Here is a 19,201-nt window from a genome sequence, read left to right as displayed (position 1 = left end):
GAGCAGCTTCCGGAGCCACAACTGGAAGGCGGCACCATATGTGTGGACTTTGACACCAACGAAGTACTCAGCCCGCTGGTACTGGACACAGGCCTGGACGCCACCCATACCTTCATCTGGTATAAAGACGGCCAGGTAATAGCCGGCGCGACAGAGCCAACCTATGTAGTAACAGAGGCAGGTAATTATACTGTAGAAGCCATCAACGCCTTTGGCTGTATCAGCGACCCGATAGCACCGGTAACCGTAGAAAGGAGCGGCCCTGCCAGCCTTGCCCTGAGCAGCTACACCGTGAGCGGCGCCTTCAGCGATGAGCAGACCATCACCATCACCACCGACGGTTATGGCGAGTACGAATACCAGCTGGATTACGGCCCGTGGCAGGACAGTAACGTGTTCACCAACGTATCACCGGGGCTGCATGAAGTACACATCAGGGACAAAGGCGCGTGCGCAGAGTACACCATCACCCTGAGCGATGTAAGCATCATCGACTACCCGAGGTTCTTTACCCCTAACGGAGACGGATACCACGACTACTGGAACATCTACGGGCTGAACGGACAGGGCGATGCGCTCATCTACATCTTCGACCGCTACGGCAAGCTCATCAAGCAGATCAGCTCGCAGAGCAGAGGATGGGACGGAACCTTCAATGGCAGCCCGCTACCGGCGGATGACTACTGGTTCAGCGTAACCTATAAAGAGTTCGTAACCCGTATGGTAGCCTTAAGAGGCGCGAATGGCCAGATCGTAAGGGATCCTGATACCAACGAACCGATAATGGTAGAAGACACCGTAGAACTTCCATTCGAGTTCAAGGCGCACTTCTCGCTTAAACGATAATTGCAGATTTACATATAAAATGCTGCCAGCAATGGCAGCATTTTTTTAATTATATTAGCATTAAATTACCAACCTAACGCAAAAATTTATATATTTGACCGCTATGCAAAAAAAAGGCAATAAAATATAGCTGTACTGAGTTATGGTATTGTAAACGAGAGGGGATACAGATTATAACAGTGCCTTTTGGTCAGATAAAAAAGGAAGCGCATTTCTCATTAAACGATAAGGTCAACATGAATTTTAAAAAGTTTTACTTAATTTTTGGATTGTTTGCAGCACAGCTGTCTTTTTCTCAGGAGGGTATTGCTGTTTATTCAGACTATCTTTCTGATAACTATTATCTCATCCATCCATCAATGGCAGGTGCGGCAAATTGTGCTAAAATAAGGCTTACAGCACGCCAGCAGTGGTTTGGCCAGGATGATGCGCCGCAGCTTCAGACGCTTAGCTTTAACGGTAGCGTAGGGGAGCAGTCCGGTATTGGTATCATAGCTTTCAATGACAAGAACGGATACCACTCTCAAACCGGTGCGAAGGCAACTTATGCCCACCACATCAGGTTTTCGAGGAGCGATTATGACCTTAATATGCTTTCTTTCGGTTTAAGTGCAGGGCTTGTTGAAAGCCGACTTGATGAGACTGAATTTGGCCCTGAGTTTGACCCTATCATAGACGGTGGGATGCAACAAAAAGACTCTTATTTTAATATAGATATAGGTGCTTCTTATCACTATCTTGATTTTTATGCACACTTTACAGCTAAGAACGTTATAGCAAGTAAAAGGGACCTTTATACAGATATTGAGAGTGATAACCTTAAAAAATACCTTCTTAGTGTAGGTTATGTTTTCGGTTATGAAGATGCTTTACAATGGGAACCGTCTATAATGCTACAGGCTGTAGATGAGACTAAAGAAAGAACGATAGATGTTAACCTTAAAGTTTATAAGGAGCTTGACTTTGGTAGGCTTTGGGGCGGACTTTCATACAGAAGGAGCCTTGAAGGTGCACAGTATGTAGATAACGATGGCGGATCTGTAGATCAAAGGCTTCAGTACTTTACCCCGATAATCGGTGTGAACTACAAGAACTTTATGTTTGCTTATACTTACTCTTACCTAACAGGAGATGTAAGGTTTGATAACAGCGGATTCCACCAGATAACATTAGGTATTAACCTATTCTGTAAAAGAGAAAAATACGACTGTAATTGTCCTGCAGTTAATTAATTATAAAGTAATATTATTAGTTCTGTCCCGGTATTTTATCGGGACAATTTTTTTGTAGTATGGTTATAAAAGAAGTAAACGGAAAATATCCGCAGATACCTGAAGATTGCTTTGTTGCCGAAAATGCAACGATAATCGGGGATGTTACAATAGGAAGCCAGTGCAGTATATGGTATAATGCCGTTGTGCGTGGCGATGTGCATTATATAAAAATTGGTAATAAGGTTAATGTTCAGGACGGGGCAGTAATTCATTGCACCTACCAAAAGCACCCCACAGAAATTGGTAACAATGTTTCTATTGGGCACAACGCAATTGTGCACGGATGCAAGGTTAATGATAATGTACTTATCGGGATGGGTGCAATAATTATGGATAACTGTGTGATAGGAAGTAACTCTATAATTGCAGCCGGGGCAGTTGTAACTCAAAATACAGTTGTAGAGCCGGGGTCTATTTATGCAGGTGTTCCTGCAAAAAAAGTTAAGGAGATAAATGAGTCTGATTTTGCAGGGGAGATTGAGCGCATTTCCAACAATTACGTTATGTACTCCTCCTGGGTTAAATGAAGCTCTCTGAGCGGTTAAAAATCGCTTTCATTAACTTTGTAGCTGCTACCGATTATCATCTGTAATACGGAAGGATTTGCATTTGTGTAAAAAACTTGCTTTGCGTTATCATTATCCTTATTAATAAGGCTGTTTTTCTCTAGTATCTTTTTTGTCTGCCTTGCCACTGCTTCTCCCGAATCTATTATCTTAACATGTGTAGGTAATATTTTTTTTATCTGGGGTATAAGGTAAGGGTAGTGGCTACACCCTAAAACAAGGCAGTCAATATTAGCCTCGATCATTGGCTTGAGGTATTGTTCCAAAAGAGTATCAAGCTCAGCAGAACCCAGCTTACCCTCTTCTATTAGCTGAACAAGCCCAAAGCCCACCTGCTCCATTATTTTTATATCGTGCAGCCCTGCAACAGTTTTATGGAAAAGTTCGCTGTTAAGCGTTCCTTTTGTTGCGAGGATGCCTACCGTGCCTGTTTTGGTTTGCAGCGCTGCCGGTTTAATGGCAGGCTCTATACCAATAAACGGAATGCTGTACTTTTCCCTTAACTCTTTAATGGCATTTGTAGTAGCAGTATTACAGGCCACTACTATCAGCTTGCAGTTTTGCTCCAGTAAAAATTCGGTATTCTTTATACTGAGGTGCAGTATCTCTTCTTTGGATTTTTGCCCGTATGGTGCATTTTTACTGTCAGCGAGGTATATAGTATCTTCATTTGGCAGCAGGTTATTGATTTCCCTCCATATTGAAGTGCCGCCAATGCCCGAGTCGAATAAGCCAATAGGATTTTTACTGCTGTCCATAAAACAAAAATAAATAAAAAAACGGCTCAGTTATGAGCCGTTCACTTTTATGCGTTTTTATTTCAGATTAAAAACCAAGTTCTTTTTTTACATCGGCAATAAGGTCCGGACCGTCAGCAACGATAACGCCGCTTCCTACAGTAGAATCTAACACGTACTGGTATCCTTTTGCTTTTGCCACTTTTTGTATAGCATTTTTAGCTTTTTCAAGAATTGGCTTTAGTATCTCTTCTCTTTTTTTCTGCATTTCTTTAGTAGCATTTTGCTGGTACTGCTGAATCCTTGCACCCATTTCCTGAACTTCCTGCGTGCGGGTTTCGTTTATAGCATCGCTAACAGTTGCAGCTTCCTGATCGTACTTTTTAATTTTTGCCTGATATTCCTCTACCATAGCCCTGTACTCTGTATCAAAAGTTTTTCCGTAGTTCTCAAGCTGGGTATTAGCGGCTTTCATCTCAGGCATGGCAGTCATAAGCTCTTCTACATTTATATGTGCTACTTTAGCCTGTGCCGATACCGTTTGGCTCATTCCAACAAAAAGTACTGCGGCAATTAATAAAGATTTCAGATGTTTCATCATTTTAGGTATTTAATTAATTTTTGTTTTTAGTTTCTTATTCTTCGTCGTCTGTACTGTCCGGGTTGTCTGTTGCCGGTGCAGCCTGGTTCGTATTTTTATTTTTTTCTTCTTCGCGTGCTTTTCTTGCAGCCTCCCTGTCATCTATGGCTTTCTGCCTTTTTTCAAGAGCAGCTTTTCTTCGCTCATCAATAACACGCTGGCGTTCTGCTCTTGCATCCTGAGCTGCGTTTTGTTTATTAACTTCTTCCGCTGTGCCTTCTTCAGGGGTTTCGGTAGCAGTTGTTTTTACACTTTTACCATTATCTCCCGGTACCGGTTGTGCCGTGTTGCTTTTAGGGACAGGGTTTCCTGCGGCTGGGCGGTTTTCATTAGTAGGGGTGGCGTCATCTTCAGTATCAGTGCTGTTTGTTGCAGGCGTTTCTGTAGTGCCTCCGTTACGTGCATTGCGCTTTGCCTCCCTTTCATCAATCATACGCTGGCGCCTTTCTTCATACTCCTTGCGCTTGGCTTCCCTGGCTGCTTCACGCTCCTGCTGCGCTTTTTCCCTTAGCTCCTGCCTTTCTTCCAGTTTCTTTTGGCGTTCCTGGTAAGCCGGGTCAGCCTCTAAGTCTTCCTGGGCATCCTGCTCTTCCAGCTTTTTAAGCTCTTTATTGCTTAGCTGCTCCTGCCTTGCTGTCCTGGTAAGCCTGCGTACCACAAGGTCGCTTATGTCATGCCTCTTAGCAGAAAACAACATGGTAAGGTCGCTCGATTTATCAAAAACAAAGTCGTAGTTCCTTGCTTCAGCCAAATCCTGGATAATATTAAAGACCTGATCCTGTATCGGTTTTACCAGTACCGACTTTTGCGTCATTAAATCGCCGGTAGGGCCAAAACGCTTCATCTGGTAATCCAGCAGTTCTTTTTCCTGAAATGCTATTTCCTCCTCACGCTCTTCTATAAGCTCTTTGGTTAAAAGGGCTTTTTCGGTAGCAAGGCTTTCTTTCAGTTTATTGATTTCATTTCTTTTAGTTTCAATATCCTGTTTCCATTTTTGCGCCCTTTGCTCCAGCTGGTTTTTAGCCTCGGCATAGTCAGGCACTTTATCAAGGATATACTCCATGTCTATATAGGCGATTTTTAATCCCCTTTGTGCCGTTGCCGTTAATGCCGCCAAAGCTGTGAAAAGTACTAAAAATATTTTTTTCATAACTGTACTGTTACCTATTAGAAAATATCATGCCAGTTTTTTAGAACTGTTGGCCGATGATGAAATGCGTTTCCCATCCGTTCTTCTGCGTTGAGCCCGGCAGCGGGTCGAAACCATGCCCGAAGTCTATACCAAGCAAACCAAATGCAGGCATAAACACCCTTAAACCGAAACCAGCCGAACGCTTAAGTACAAACGGGTTATATTCTGTAAAATTGTCATAAGACGCACCCGCTTCGGCAAAAGTAAGCACATATATCTGTGCCTGCTGTTTAAGCGATACCGGGTAGCGAAGCTCTAACGAGAACTTATTATATATTGTTCCTCCGTATATAGACGATAATGCCTGGTTAGGATAACCCCTTAACTGTATAACCTCACGACCGTCAAGGGCAAAGTTAGCAAGGCCGTCACCACCAAGGTAGAACCTCTCGAACGGTACCAGTCCCCTGTCGCTGTTATAGGCTCCCATGAAACCGAATTCAGCAAGAGAACGGAGTACTAATTTATTATATATTCTTGTATACCAGTCACCTTTAAACTTAATTTTATAGTACTCAAGTACATTAAATCGTTTTTGGTCAACTTTTGCAGGGTCTGCAGCAGCAGATTCAACCGATGGCGCACGAAGCGGTGTAGGGTTGTTAGCCGAAGGCACTTCCTGTACATAATCGCCCGGGTTTACAAAATCTCCGTTAGCATCCTGGTAGGTATTGCCCTGATAAATGTATTTGTATTCCGGAAGGTTCTTCAGGTTGGCATAATCTACATTATTGAATAGTGAGTATGGAGGAGTTGCCCTTACACTTACGCTAAATAGTGAACCGTAAGTAGGGTAGATAAGGCTGTTACCCCTGTTATCCCTGCTTAGCTCTACAGTATAGGCAAAGTTGCGCGATACACCATCACCAAATGTAAATAGCCCGTTGTTATAGTTGTTAAGGTCATAGTACTGGAAGGTAAGCGAGTGCGATAGGGTAACCCTGTCGGCCAATCCGCTAAGCCTTTTTGCAAGCCCCAGTGTTATAGATGATATAGTAAAGCTTTGCGACCTGTCAACATCTCTTGTCTGGAAGTTGTACAAGAACTGCCTGCTGTGTGACAGCGAGCTGAAAAGCTGAACCGGTTTTTTACCGCCAAGCCAAGGCTCTGTAAACGAGAAGCTGTAGGTTTGGAAGTAAGTACTACCCTGAGCCCTTAGCGATAACTTTTGCCCATCGCCCATTGGTATTGGCTGATATGCTTTTTTATTGAATATATTCCTTATAGAGAAGTTATTGAACGACAAGCCCAATGTACCGATAAAGCCACCGCCGCCATAGCCGCCCTGAAGCTCTATCTGGCTTGAGCCCTTTTCGGTAACGTGCCATTCTACATCCACAGTACCGGTAGAAGGGTCTGCGTTTTTAATTTCCGGCCTTATCGTTTCAGGGTCAAAGAAGCCCATAGTACCAAGGTTCCTTACGGTATTAACCACTTCTTCCTTATTCCATCTCTGGCCCGGCCTTGTGCTTAATTCGCGGTAAATAACCCTGTCATTTGTCCTGTCGTTACCTACAACGGTAATGTTGTTAAAGTAGGCAATAGGGCCTTCGCTAATCCTTATTTCAAAGTCTATCGTATCATTATAGGTGCGCACTTCTACAGCATTAATCTGAGAAAACAGGTAACCGTTATTTTGGTATTCATTCGTAATATCCTGTCCGTCCGGCCTGTCTTTGTCTGCAATCCTTTTCTGTAACAATACCCCATTATATACATCACCTTTTTTGATGCCCAGTATGCTATTTAGCTCCTGGTTGGTATAAACGGAATTACCTAAAAATTTAATATCGCCAAAGTAGTATTTGCGCCCTTCTTCTACGGTAATATCTATCGCTACAGTATTACTCTTAGGATTATAAACTACAGTATCTGAAATAACACGTGCATCACGGAAACCTTTCTCTTTGTATTTATCTACAAGGTTGGTTAAATCCTCTTTATACTTTTCACCAATAAATTTAGATGGCTTAAATATACGTATCGGGTTCAGGAAGCTTTTCTCCTTAGTCTTTTTCAGCGCTTTCTTAACCTGGCGGTCGCTAAGCTGCTCATTGCCATGAATGGCGATGTCGGAGATGCGTACTTTCCTGCCACGGTCTATTGTTATAAGCATATTAACGGCATTGGTAGTATCTGCCGGGGTAAGGTTAATATTGGCCTTAGCACTGTAATAGCCATCTTTTTTATACTTGTTCTCAATATAGTTTTTAGTATTGGTAACTAGGTTTTCGTTTACGTACTTACCTTTTGTAAGCTGTGTGTCTTTAATAAGGCTTTCCTGCTTGCCTTTTTTAACGCCCCTTATCTTTACCTCATTAAGTTTAGGCAGTTCTTTTACAACAAGGTCAAGGTAAAGGCTGTCGCCTTCAACCCTGTCCGCATAAAAGTTTACATCGCTGAACAGGCCCAGTTCCCAAAGCCTTTTTATGGCATTACTTATCTCTTCGCCGGGTATGCGGATTGTCTGGCCCTTTCTAAGCTCAGTAAATAATATGATGTTTTGTGGGTTATAAGTAAAGTCCCCCGAAACAGTAAGGTCGGCAATTATATAATCTTTTCCGGGCTCCAGTCCTTCTGTTTCCTGCGCTGTGGCAGTATAACTAAGGGCTGATATAACAAAGCTGAAAAGCAGGAATATGCTTTTTTTAAACATTAACTTATTGTATTTGTTCACTGGTTTTTCCAAATCTGCGTTCTCTTTTCTGGTAACTGATAATTGCTTCATGTAAATCTTTTTCCCTGAAGTCGGGCCATAAAACATCTGTAAAATAAAACTCTGCATACGCTATCTGCCAAAGCAGAAAGTTGCTTATGCGCTGCTCTCCGCTGGTGCGTATCACAAGGTCTACATCCGGCAGGCTGTGTGTGTACAGGTGATTGTTGATGGTAGATTCATTTATGTCTTCTGCTGCAAGCGTGTTGTCTTTAACTTTTTCGCTTATTGCTTTTACAGCCGAAATAATTTCTTCCCTCGAACCATAGCTAAGGGCAAGGGTAAGCGTCATCCGGTTGTTGGTTTTTGTAAGCTCTGTAACCTCTGCAAGCTGTTTCCTTGCCGAGTCGGGCAACTGGCTGGTGTTGCCAATTGTAATAAGTTTGATATTATTTTCCTGAAGGGTAGGCAGCTCTTTTTTTAGCGAGCTTACCAACAGCTTCATTAGGGTATCTACCTCCATTTTGGGGCGGTTCCAGTTTTCGGTAGAAAATGCATAAAGCGTCAGGTTAGCAATACCAAGCCTTGCGCATGATTCTACTGTTTCGCGTACCGCTTTAGTACCGTTTTCGTGCCCGAAAACCCGCAGCATTCCCTTTTGCTTTGCCCAACGCCCGTTACCATCCATTATTATGGCAAGGTGTTTAGGCAGGTTTTCGGTATTTATAGTAGGTTGGTTCATAATTAGTTTGCGCAGTAGCAGGGTTTATTGCCAAAGGTATAGGTTAGCGTTAACCCGGTAAAAACATACCAGTCGTTACTCTCAAGGTCGCCAAAGCTAAACTGGGGGTAATCGCTGTGGTTACTCCCGTCAAGGTTATCCGAAAATGTATATCGTGCCCCCACTTCAAATCCTATAACAAAACCATCTATAAAATTAGTTTTAAGGCCTACTACCATTGGTATTGCTACCCCTCCTTTAGAGTCCTGCGTGTTAACCCTGCCATTTGGCTCTATATACTTTTCGTCATACCAAAAATAACTAAGGCCACTATATACATAAGGCGTTAGCTTTGGCTCGGTTTCGTGCAGGTTAAACTCAAAAAAATTAAATTCAAGCCCTAAAGATAATTCTTTTATAGTATTCTCAAATTCAAAATCGCGTTGCACCCTTCCCGGAGAGTCGGCGTCAGCATCATTAGCGCTTATGTTTGCATAGGTAAAAGATGCCCTCCAGGAGTGCCTCGGGCTGCGGTTCCATTTATACATTACCCCCAGCGCAGGCTCTTTGGGCGCAATATAGTCGGTAGGGCCCACGTCGCCAATGTAGTTACTTCCACCCGCAAAAACACCTACTTCGTGTATCTGCGCCTGGGTACCCACAGCGGTTAAGGTTAGTAATGTTATAAAAAGTATCCGGATCATCATTTTAAAATTGGGTGCAAATATAACAATATAGATTTCTAAAACCCCTTACATTAATCATTTTACGCATTGCATCTGCACATTTTGGCAAATAACACAGTCTTGAAAACGGAAGAACAGCCGGTGTAGTATGCAGGGGCTGTAAAAATGTTAGGCTTAATTTCTTTTATCTTCGCCCCAAAGGAGTTTTTTGCGGAGTGTATCTAAAAACTTTTCCTGCGGAAACTCAACAAGGTTAATGTTAAAGTCGGTTTTGCGGATGCGCAGCGTTGTTTCTACATCTATAGAAATGATTCGCGAGTCAAGCGAAACGAGGTGCTGCTCTTCACGGCTCGATACTTTCAATTCTATAAAAGTGTCATCAGGTATTACCAGTGGCCGCGCATTTAGGTTGTGCGGTGCTATAGGGGTAATAACAAGGCTGTTAACTTCGGGCGTTAGTATTGGCCCCCCACAACTCAATGAATATCCTGTAGAGCCTGTTGGGGTAGATATGATAAGGCCATCAGCCCAGTATGAATTAAGGTAATCACCGTTTAGGCATGTTTCTATGGTAATCATAGAGGTGGTGTCTTTACGGCTTACAGTTACCTCATTCAGTGCATAATCAAGGTCTTCGAGGGCTTTGTCTTTACCGTCATAATCAAGGGTTAAAAGCGTGCGGCTCGAAATTTTATATTTCCCCTCAAAAATTAGCGGAAGCAGGTCTTCTATATGTTCCTGCTGTACGGTTGCCAAAAAGCCGAGCCTGCCTGCATTTATGCCCAGTATCGGGATGTTCTTATCGCGGACATAAGTGGCAGCCCTCAGCATGGTGCCGTCGCCCCCAATGCTGATGAACATGTTGTAGCCATCAAGTTCTTTGTGAGAACTGAACACAGGGAAATCTTCATTTAAAAGATTATTTTCTTTAAGCACATCATAAAAATTGCTTTCAAAGGCAACCTGTGGTTTGTAATAGCCGAAAACAGCCAGTACTTTGGCAATTATTTCTTCGGTATTTTCCTTGTAATATTGTCCGTAAATAGCAATTTTCATGCGGGCTTATTATATGTTCAGGTATTTATCCAGATAATCGCTGCGGTCTTTCAGGGTGTTCAGGTAAGTGTCTTCCTGGTGCTCTGATATAATTTCATAATTATACCTGCGGAAAGTCTGTAAAATATCGCTCATGCCGCCAAGGCTTATCTTTAAGGTAATCTGCACCTTTTCAGTGTTCGCTTCAGATATAAATAGCCCCAACAGCCTGCCGTTATTGCTTTCTACTATCTGTGCCACCTGGCTCATGCTGTAATCTATCAGGTTCTTTTCTACCACTATAATGCCGCCCTCTTCTTTTAAGAATGGCGTTTCGTGGAAGAAAGTAATAATATCGTTTATCTCATAATAACCCAGATAGTTGTTATCCTTATCCAGCACCGGCAGCAGGTTGGTTTCATTTTTGGCAAATTCGCCCAGCACATCAAGCCACACCGTGGTATTGCGCACAAAAAAGCGGTCGAATGAGTAGCGGTTGTCGCCCACTGCCTTTTCTATATCCATAAGCTCGGTATCTTCGGCACCTGCACTGCCCACATATATGCCATCTTCCAGCACCGGGAAGTGCGAAAAAGGATATTCGGCAAACAGGTCCTGTGCGTCTGCAACAGAATCTGTAGTACGTAATGGTTTTACATCATTATTGATAAAATCTGTAATATCAATCATTAGCGTAGAATATTTTATTTATGCAAAATAATCAAAATAGAGGGATATTCTGCCTTTTTAAGTTTGTATTTTTGTGTAGAAAAATACATTTAACAAAGATATGGCAAAACTAAGTGTAAACATAAATAAAATAGCAACCCTGCGTAATTCACGCGGGGGCAACGTGCCGGACCTGCTTAAAGTGGCTGCCGATGTACAGAAGTTTGGTGCGCAGGGCGTAACCATACACCCGCGCCCCGATGAGCGCCACATCCGTTACCAGGATGCGCGCGACCTTGTGCCGGTGGTACACACCGAATATAATATAGAAGGTAACCCGGTGCGAAAGTTTATAGACCTTGTGCTTGAAGTTAAGCCCACACAGGTAACCCTTGTGCCCGATGCTGATGATGCCATAACATCTAACGCGGGGTGGGATACAATTAAGCATAAAAGTTTTTTACAGGAAGTAATACAGGAGTTTAAAAGCAACGGCATACGCACTTCTATTTTTGTTGACCCAGTCTCGGCAATGGTTGAAGGAGCTAAAGAAACGGGGACCGACAGGATAGAACTTTATACCGAATCTTTTGCGCACCAGTACGGGCTTGGCAATAAAAATGGCATTGAGCCGTATATAGAAGCTGCTAAAGTAGCAAACAGCCTTGGTCTTGGCATTAATGCCGGACACGATTTAAGCCTTGATAACATAAAATTCTTTAAAGAAAACATTCCCGGTTTGCTGGAAGTGTCTATAGGGCACGCGCTGATATCAGAGTCACTATACCTGGGGCTGGAGAATGTCGTAAATATGTACCTTCAAAAACTGAAATAATGATACTGGAATCAAGAATAGAAGGAAGCGGAAAGCCCTTTATAATTATGCACGGGTTTTTAGGCATGAGCGACAACTGGAAAACCCTTAGCGGCAGCTATGCTGAGGCAGGTTTTGAAGTGCATGCTGTAGATATGCGCAACCATGGCAGGAGTTTCCATTCGGACACATTTGATTATAATGCTATGGCACTTGATATATACAATTACTGCCTGAGCAAGAATATTGAGAGAGCCGACATCATGGGGCATTCAATGGGGGGGAAGGCTGCCATGTTTTTTGCGGCTGAATATCCTGAAAAAACAGACCGCCTGATAATTGCCGATATCGGGCCTAAGTATTACAGGCCCCATCATCAGGATATACTTGCCGGGCTTAATGCGGTTGATTTCAGTAAAAAGCCATCGCGCAGCGATGTGGAGGATATACTGAAGCAGCATGTAGAAGATTTCGGTACAAGGCAGTTCCTGATGAAGAGCCTGTACTGGAAAGAGCAGGGGCAGCTTGGCTTCCGTTTTAACCTTGACGTTTTTAATGAAAAAATTGAAAACATAGGCCAGGCACTACCCGAAGATGTGGTATATAACGGTAAGGTGCTGTTTTTAAGAGGTGACAAATCGGCTTACATTCGCGATAAAGATATTGAGGATATTAAAAAGCAGTTTCCTCAGGCTGAATTTAAAGACATTAAAAATTCGGGACACTGGTTGCATGCCGAAAACCCTGAAGATTTCCTCGCAGAAACATTGGCTTTTTTAAAGGAATAATTGATTAAAAAGAAAGCCACGCATTTGCGTGGCTTTCTTTTTATACTGACTTTATTATTAAAGCTCAAGTGCTTTTTTAGGGTTGTTATCCATAAGCAGTTCTGCCGGGTTTTCAAGCCCTTCTTTAACCGCTACAAGGAAACCAACCGACTCACGCCCATCTATTATCCTGTGGTCATAAGATAATGCCACATACATCATTGGGTGTATTTCTACTTTACCATCTACAGCAATAGGGCGCTCTATGATGTTGTGCATACCTAATATACCCGACTGCGGAGGGTTGATGATTGGCGTACTAAGCATACTGCCGAATACACCACCGTTAGAAATGGTAAATGTACCGCCTGTCATATCATCTACGGTTATCTGTCCGTCGCGTGCACGTGTGGCAAGGCGCTTAATCTCGGCTTCGATACCGCGGAAAGATAAAGCCTCTGCATTGCGCACTACCGGCACCATAAGCCCTTTAGGGCCTGAAACGGCTACAGATATATCGCAGAAATCGTAAGATATTTTATAGTCGCCATCTATCATAGAGTTAACATCCGGGTAAAGCTGTAATGCCCTTACAACGGCTTTGGTAAAGAATGACATAAAGCCAAGGCCAACACCGTGCTTGTCTTTAAAGGCATCCTTATATTCGTTTCTCAGTTTGTAGATAGGCGTCATGTTAACCTCATTGAAAGTGGTTAGCATGGCCGTTTCGTTCTTAGCCGAAACAAGGCGCTCTGCCACCTTTCTGCGAAGCATGCTAAGCTTGCTGCGCTCGCTGCCGCGGTTACCGCCTGTTGGCGTACCCATAGAGGCTTTTGCGTTTACAGCATCGTCTTTAGTTATCCTGCCGCCTTTGCCTGTACCGCTAACCTGTGCAGGGTCTATGTTTTTTTCTTCAAGTATTTTGCGTGCCGCAGGCGATGGTGCTCCGCTGGCATATGTTTTTTCTTCTTTTTTAGGCTCTTCCTTCTTCGGCTCTTCTTTCTTGGCCTCAGCTTTAGGAGCCTCTTCTTTTTTCTCCTCTTTAGCAGGTGCACCGCCCTCAGGCTTTGCAGCACCCGTATCGATAAGGCACACAACCTGGCCCACAGCAACAGCGTCGCCTTCTTCTGCCTTAAGGGTAATGATACCGCTTGCTTCGGCAGGAAGCTCTAAAGTAGCTTTATCTGAATCTACCTCGGCTATGGCCTGGTCTTTCTCTACATAGTCACCGTCTTTAACCAGCCATGTAGCTATTTCAACCTCTGTAATCGATTCCCCGGGAGAGGGAACTTTCATTTCTAAAATCATGTCAGTATAATTTTATTGGTGTTTTTAACTCTGTTAAATCAAAAATACGATATTAATTAAAAAGATCTTTATCAAAAACCATTGCAATGGCTGTGGCATGGCGTTTTTTACTCCTTGTGTAGCTGCCCGCCGCAGGTGCGCTGTATGCTTTTAACGATGCCACACGGAACCTAACCTCTGTAAAGTTCATCAGCATATAGCTGTATGCCCCCATATTTCTTGGCTCTTCCTGTGCCCACACATAATCATCGGCATTTTTATATTTGCCAATCATTTCTTTCATCTGCTCAACCGGAAGCGGGTAAAGCTGCTCCAGCCTTATAAAGGCTACATCTTCCCTGCCAAGGTTTTCTCTTTCGGCTACTAAGTCATAATAAAACTTACCGGTACAGAAAACCAGTGTTTTTACTTTATCAGGGTTAGCTGCCGGATCGTCTAACACTTCCTGGAAGCTGCCGTTGGCAAGCTCATCGCGGGTAGATACCACCGCAGGGTGGCGCAGCAGGCTCTTAGGCGTGAACACGATAAGCGGCTTGCGGAAGTTGGTTTTCATCTGCCTTCTCAGCAGGTGGAAAAAGTTTGCAGGCGTAGTACAATCGGCTACATACATATTGTTGTTGGCACATAGCTGCAGGTAACGCTCCATACGCGCGCTTGAGTGTTCTGCTCCCTGGCCTTCATAGCCGTGAGGCAGCAGCATAACAAGCCCGTTCTGGTTGTTCCATTTGTCTTCGGCTGCGCTTATGTACTGGTCTATCATTATTTGGGCACCGTTAGAAAAATCCCCGAACTGTGCTTCCCATATTGTTAGTGTTTTAGGGCTTGCGAGGGCATAGCCATAATCAAAGCCTACAACACCATATTCAGATAGCAGTGAGTTGTAAATGGTAAATTTACCATTCTGGTCTTTAAGCCTGTTCAGTAATACCACTTCTTCTTCAGAGTCTTCCACTTTTATAACAGCGTGGCGGTGAGAGAAGGTTCCCCTTTCTACATCCTGCCCTGATATACGCACGTTGAAACCTTCTGTAAGCAATGTTCCGTATGCAAGAAGCTCGCCCATTGCCCAGTCAAGCTTATCGGTTTCATACATGTTTTTCCTGTCGTCTATCAGCTTTTCAATTTTGCGGATAAACTTTTTATCTTCCGGCAGATTTGTTATAACTGCGGCAATGTCGTCCATTATTTCTTTAGAAAAGGCAGTATTTACCTTATGCATCATCTCATCTTCTCCGGCCTGTTTAAAGCCTTCCCACTCGTTCTGCATGAACGGTGTAATGATGGTAAGGTCGCGCTTGCGCGATGCCTCAAGATTTTCTTCCAGTTTTTCTTTATAGCTTTTTTCAAGTGTATCTACATAACCCTTTTCAATTACACCCGAAGTAATTAATTTTTCGGCATAAATATCTCTTGGGTTTTGATGCTTTGCAATTAGCTTATACAGGTTTGGCTGTGTAAAGCGAGGCTCATCACCTTCGTTATGCCCGTACTTGCGGTAGCCCAACAGGTCTATAAACACATCTGTGCCAAACTCCATCCTGTAATCAAGTGCAAACAGCATGGCGTGCACTACAGCCTCGGCATCATCCGCATTTACATGCAGTACAGGTGAAAGCGTTACTTTGGCAACATCTGTACAGTAGGTAGATGAACGTGCATCAAGGTAATTTGTCGTAAAGCCTATCTGGTTGTTTATAACTACGTGTATGGTGCCGCCGGTTTTGTAACCGTCCAGCTTTGCCATTTGCACAATCTCATAAACAATGCCCTGTCCTGCAACGGCAGCGTCGCCATGCAGCGCTATTGGCAGTACTTTTTTATTATCGTCAGGGAAATATTTATCCTGTTTTGCCCTTGCTATACCCTCTATAACTGCGCCAACTGTTTCCAGGTGAGACGGGTTAGGGGCAAGGTTAATATTAATTTTTTTGCCGTTTTGCGTAAGCTTGTCAGATGTTAGCCCCAGGTGGTACTTAACATCACCGTCAAACATGGCATCATCATCATAATCTTTTCCGTCAAACTCGCTGAATATATCGGCAGTAGGTTTGCCAAATACATTGGCAAGCACGTTAAGGCGGCCCCTGTGTGCCATACCCATTACAAACTGCTCTACGCCTTTATCGGCGGCAGCCTCTATAAGTGCATCAAGCGCCGGTATTAACGATTCGCCACCCTCAAGAGAGAAACGCTTCTGGCCCACATATTTGGTGTGCAAAAAGTTTTCGAAAGAAACAGCCTCATTCAGCTTCTCTAAAATGTGCTTTCTCTGCTCGGCACTAAATTCCGGCTGGTTCTCATTATTACTCAGCCTGTTTTGTATCCACTTGCGCACTTCAGGGTCGCGTATGTACATATACTCGATACCGATGTGGTTGCAGTATACTTTTTTAAGATGGTCTGTTATCTGTTGCAGTGTTGCATTTTGAAGCCCTATTTCTTTACCTGCATCAAAAACCGTGTTAAGGTCGGCAGATGATAGCCCGAAGTTTTCAAGGTCGAGCGTAGGGGTATAGTTCCTGCGCTCACGCACCGGGTTTGTTTTGGTAAAAAGGTGACCGCGGGTACGGTAGCCTTCAATCAGGTTGAGTACCTTAAATTCCTTCTGTAGTTTTTCGGGCATACCGGAATAATCTGAAACCGGCTGGATGCCTGTGCTGCCGTTTTGCTGTGCCTGCGGAGCTGCCATTTCGGTAAAACCGCTGCCGTAATCGCTTGCGGCAAAATCAAAACCCTGAAAGAAAGCGCGCCACGAAGGCTCTACACTATCAGGGTTTTCTATATATTGTTCGTATAAATCTGCAAAAAAAGCAGTATGTGCTGCGTTTAAAAATGAAAACCTGTCCATACTAATGTCTTTATGACCTTTTGGTTTGAAAAATTTTACGCAAAAGTACAACAATTGTAATAATCTTTCAGTGTTTTTTATATATTTATGCTTACTAATTATACACTAAACAACTGCTATGAAAATAAACATTTTCAGTTTTTTAACGAAATGCTTTATAATCATCACAGCCATTGCTGCTGCACCACAGGTGCATGCACAAAGGCAGGCAAGTGCTTATGATAACCTCCGTTTCGGGGGTAGCCTCGGGTTGGGTTTCGGTAATAACTACACACAGGTGCTTGTAGCCCCGGGTGCGCTTTACCAGTTTAACCAGTATGTTGGTGCCGGCCTTGGCCTGCAGTATAATTATGTGCGTTTTGATGAGGTTTATAAATCATCGATGTATGGCGGCTCTGTGATTGGAATATTCAGCCCGCTGCCGCAAATACAGCTTTCGGCTGAATTGGAACAGCTACGGGTGAATCTGGAATATGACAGGGATTACCTTGAAGACGATGGAATAGTATATGCCGATAATAAACGTAACTTCTGGAATACAGCCTTGTTTTTGGGGGCAGGTTATAACACTGGGCCAGTAACGGTGGGCGTCCGCTATAATGTATTATTTGATGATAACGATTTTGTGTATGCCGATGCGTTGCTGCCGTTTGTAAGGGTGTATTTTTAGTGGTTGCTGGGTTGCGGGTTGGGTCGAAGTTCCGTGTCGAATGAAGCAAAACGGAATTGAACATCTTTATATCATTGGACATCAGACACCCCCTCATCCTACTATTCATGATTCCTCCACTACGGTCGGAATGGAAATGCCTCTCGACTGCGCTCGAGGTGACAATAATTATTTGAATTCCATGTCGAATGGAGCAAAGCAGAATTGAGACATATCTAGAATATCTGGCTTTGATAACCAGTGTTCAAATTTAAAAGATTCCTCCGCAAGGTCGGAATGGAATTATAAACATCCGACTTCATACACCCGGCATCAGACCTCAATACCTGTTCCTAAACCATACCTTTTGCCATTCCCTCTTCAGGATAAGAAAAGCCACCTGTTCGCTCAGTTCAGCAATATCGGAACCGTTAAGCGATTTAATTTCTTTTTCGGGTACATCAATTATGTACAGCAGGTTAAGGTATTCGGCAAACTTATGCTGAATTAAAAGGTATATTTTTTCGTGCAGCCCCAGCTTTATCTCAATGGGAGTGCTGCCTTCGGGGAAATCCACCGGCTCGTTGGCAAGCGCAAAGTCTTTATTAAGCTGCTCTACCAGCTTTAGGTATAGCTGTTGCTTTTGCGCTTCGCTAAGCAGCAGGTCGGTATTGGCAGGGGCAACAAACATCATTATACTTTTCGTTGCATAAGGCCAAGCCCAAACTTGTGCAGCAGTTGTTTTTTATCTTCGGCAATATTCATTTTTGCAAGCGTAGCAAAAGCTTTATTAGTAAACTCTTCTATGGCTTCTCGGGTTGCTGCATCGGCGCCTGTTGTTTTAAAAAGCTCTTTTACATCGGCTATTTTATCAGCAGGGTCTTCGGGCTGCATGGCAAACCATTGCAGCAGCCTCTCTTTTTGGTAAGCGTTGCTTTGCTGCAGGGCTTTTAGGTACAGGTAGGTTTTTTTGTTTTCTATAATATCGCCGCCCACTTGTTTTCCAAATGTTTCTGGGTCGCCAAAGGCATCCAGGTAATCATCCTGGAGCTGGAAGGCTAACCCAAGGTTTAACCCGAAATCATAAATAAGACCGCAGTTATCTTCGGTAGTGCCGGCTACTATGCCGCCCATTTTCATGGCTGCACCCACCAGTACTGCGGTTTTATATTCAATCATTTTTAAATATTGCGGAATGGTAACATCGTTGCGCTCTTCAAAGTCCACATCCCATTGCTGGCCTTCGCATACTTCGAGTGCGGTTTTACTGAACAGCTTAGCCAGTGCACGGAATTTCTGCGGCTCATATCCTTCAAAATACTGGTAAGCCAAAATAAGCATGGCATCTCCGCTGAGTATCCCCGTGTTTACATCCCACTTTTCGTGTACGGTAACATTGCCGCGGCGCAGCGGTGCATCGTCCATTATGTCATCATGCACCAATGAAAAATTATGGAACATTTCTACGGCAATAGCTGCGGGCAGTGCCTCTTTGCAGTTCGCGCCAAAAACTTCGGCAGCCATAAGGGTAAGCACCGGGCGCATTCGCTTACCGCCTAAAGATAAAATATATTGTATAGGTGTATAAAGGTTTGCAGGTTCTTTTTGTAACGAAAAGTTGTCAAAGTAATTAGAAATAACCTGCTGGTAGTGCGCTATGGCTTGCATTGCTTTATTTTTTTGCTAAAATAGGGCATTACTTTATTAATTCAAATAAGCTTAAGGTAATATTATTTAATGAAAAAAAACTTCGGAAACTTTTTTTGTATTAAAAGTTTCCTTTATACATTTGC

At 43.4% G+C, this 19,201-nt stretch carries 18 protein-coding genes; 6 read left to right on the top strand and 12 right to left on the bottom strand.

Annotated features, from left to right (window positions below; translation table 11 throughout):
- The 3 genes from KJK34_RS10810 to KJK34_RS10800 form a co-directional block, all read left to right on the top strand.
- Positions 1-846: T9SS type B sorting domain-containing protein (locus KJK34_RS10810; RefSeq protein ID WP_223053891.1), on the top strand; the 846-nt coding region annotated here is incomplete at its 5' end.
- Positions 847-1,082: 236 nt separating this feature from the next.
- Positions 1,083-2,078, top strand: a complete 996-nt coding sequence (locus KJK34_RS10805) for a PorP/SprF family type IX secretion system membrane protein (RefSeq protein ID WP_223053890.1) — start codon at positions 1,083-1,085, stop codon at positions 2,076-2,078.
- Between the two features lie 59 nt (positions 2,079-2,137).
- Complete coding sequence (locus tag KJK34_RS10800; RefSeq protein WP_223053889.1) at positions 2,138-2,647, top strand: gamma carbonic anhydrase family protein; 510 nt, start codon at positions 2,138-2,140, stop codon at positions 2,645-2,647.
- Between the two features lie 14 nt (positions 2,648-2,661).
- Here the strand turns inward: KJK34_RS10800 and murI are convergent, their stop codons facing one another.
- The 8 genes from murI to KJK34_RS10760 all read right to left on the bottom strand — a co-directional run bounded on the left by murI (position 2,662) and on the right by KJK34_RS10760 (position 11,043).
- Complete coding sequence (murI, locus tag KJK34_RS10795) at positions 2,662-3,444, bottom strand: glutamate racemase (RefSeq protein WP_223053888.1); 783 nt, start codon at positions 3,442-3,444, stop codon at positions 2,662-2,664.
- A 67-nt stretch (positions 3,445-3,511) separates the two neighbouring features.
- On the bottom strand, positions 3,512-4,021 hold the full coding sequence (locus tag KJK34_RS10790) for an OmpH/Skp family outer membrane protein (RefSeq protein ID WP_223053887.1): 510 nt from the start codon (positions 4,019-4,021) through the stop codon (positions 3,512-3,514).
- Between the two features lie 37 nt (positions 4,022-4,058).
- Positions 4,059-5,213, bottom strand: coding sequence for an OmpH/Skp family outer membrane protein (locus KJK34_RS10785; RefSeq protein WP_223053886.1), 1,155 nt, complete (start codon positions 5,211-5,213; stop codon positions 4,059-4,061).
- A 40-nt stretch (positions 5,214-5,253) separates the two neighbouring features.
- Positions 5,254-7,983 (bottom strand): BamA/OMP85 family outer membrane protein, encoded by a 2,730-nt coding sequence (locus tag KJK34_RS10780; protein WP_223053885.1) that lies wholly within the window; start codon positions 7,981-7,983, stop codon positions 5,254-5,256.
- Positions 7,916-8,653 carry an undecaprenyl pyrophosphate synthase gene (uppS, locus tag KJK34_RS10775; protein WP_223053884.1) on the bottom strand — a complete coding sequence of 246 codons (738 nt, stop codon included), beginning with the start codon at positions 8,651-8,653 and terminating at the stop codon, positions 7,916-7,918. Before uppS ends, KJK34_RS10780 begins: the two co-directional genes overlap by 68 nt.
- A 2-nt stretch (positions 8,654-8,655) precedes the next feature.
- Positions 8,656-9,339: a type IX secretion system protein PorG gene (gene porG, locus KJK34_RS10770; RefSeq protein ID WP_223053883.1), complete on the bottom strand. Its 684-nt coding sequence runs from the start codon at positions 9,337-9,339 to the stop codon at positions 8,656-8,658.
- Positions 9,340-9,492: 153 nt separating this feature from the next.
- Positions 9,493-10,374, bottom strand: a complete 882-nt coding sequence (locus KJK34_RS10765; RefSeq protein WP_223053882.1) for an NAD kinase — start codon at positions 10,372-10,374, stop codon at positions 9,493-9,495.
- 9 nt (positions 10,375-10,383) lie between these two features.
- Positions 10,384-11,043, bottom strand: a complete 660-nt coding sequence (locus KJK34_RS10760) for a CBS domain-containing protein (RefSeq protein ID WP_223053881.1) — start codon at positions 11,041-11,043, stop codon at positions 10,384-10,386.
- Positions 11,044-11,143: 100 nt separating this feature from the next.
- On the opposite strand from KJK34_RS10760, the gene KJK34_RS10755 reads away from it, so the two are divergent.
- Together KJK34_RS10755 and KJK34_RS10750 are read left to right on the top strand one after the other, a co-directional pair.
- Positions 11,144-11,857, top strand: coding sequence for a pyridoxine 5'-phosphate synthase (locus KJK34_RS10755; protein ID WP_223053880.1), 714 nt, complete (start codon positions 11,144-11,146; stop codon positions 11,855-11,857).
- Positions 11,858-11,859: 2 nt separating this feature from the next.
- Positions 11,860-12,624, top strand: coding sequence for an alpha/beta fold hydrolase (locus KJK34_RS10750; protein ID WP_223053898.1), 765 nt, complete (start codon positions 11,860-11,862; stop codon positions 12,622-12,624).
- Between the two features lie 57 nt (positions 12,625-12,681).
- On the opposite strand, the gene odhB is transcribed toward KJK34_RS10750, so the two are convergent.
- Positions 12,682-13,911: a 2-oxoglutarate dehydrogenase complex dihydrolipoyllysine-residue succinyltransferase gene (gene odhB, locus KJK34_RS10745; RefSeq protein WP_223053879.1), complete on the bottom strand. Its 1,230-nt coding sequence runs from the start codon at positions 13,909-13,911 to the stop codon at positions 12,682-12,684.
- 52 nt (positions 13,912-13,963) lie between these two features.
- Complete coding sequence (locus KJK34_RS10740) at positions 13,964-16,759, bottom strand: 2-oxoglutarate dehydrogenase E1 component (RefSeq protein WP_223053878.1); 2,796 nt, start codon at positions 16,757-16,759, stop codon at positions 13,964-13,966.
- Between the two features lie 118 nt (positions 16,760-16,877).
- On the opposite strand from KJK34_RS10740, the gene KJK34_RS10735 reads away from it, so the two are divergent.
- Complete coding sequence (locus tag KJK34_RS10735) at positions 16,878-17,429, top strand: hypothetical protein (protein ID WP_236937636.1); 552 nt, start codon at positions 16,878-16,880, stop codon at positions 17,427-17,429.
- A gap of 319 nt (positions 17,430-17,748) precedes the next feature.
- Here KJK34_RS10735 and KJK34_RS10730 read toward each other — a convergent pair whose 3' ends face one another.
- Positions 17,749-18,099, bottom strand: a complete 351-nt coding sequence (locus tag KJK34_RS10730; RefSeq protein WP_223053896.1) for a hypothetical protein — start codon at positions 18,097-18,099, stop codon at positions 17,749-17,751.
- A gap of 2 nt (positions 18,100-18,101) precedes the next feature.
- Entirely contained in the window at positions 18,102-19,076 is a 975-nt protein-coding gene (locus tag KJK34_RS10725) for a polyprenyl synthetase family protein (RefSeq protein WP_223053877.1), read from the bottom strand.
- Positions 19,077-19,201: the final 125 nt, after the last annotated feature.

Source organism: Flavobacterium coralii (assembly GCF_019891545.1).
GTDB lineage: Bacteria > Bacteroidota > Bacteroidia > Flavobacteriales > Flavobacteriaceae > Flavobacterium > Flavobacterium coralii.
The sequence above is the reverse complement of the archived record's forward strand: the minus strand, read 5'-3'. Positions and strand labels throughout refer to the sequence as shown.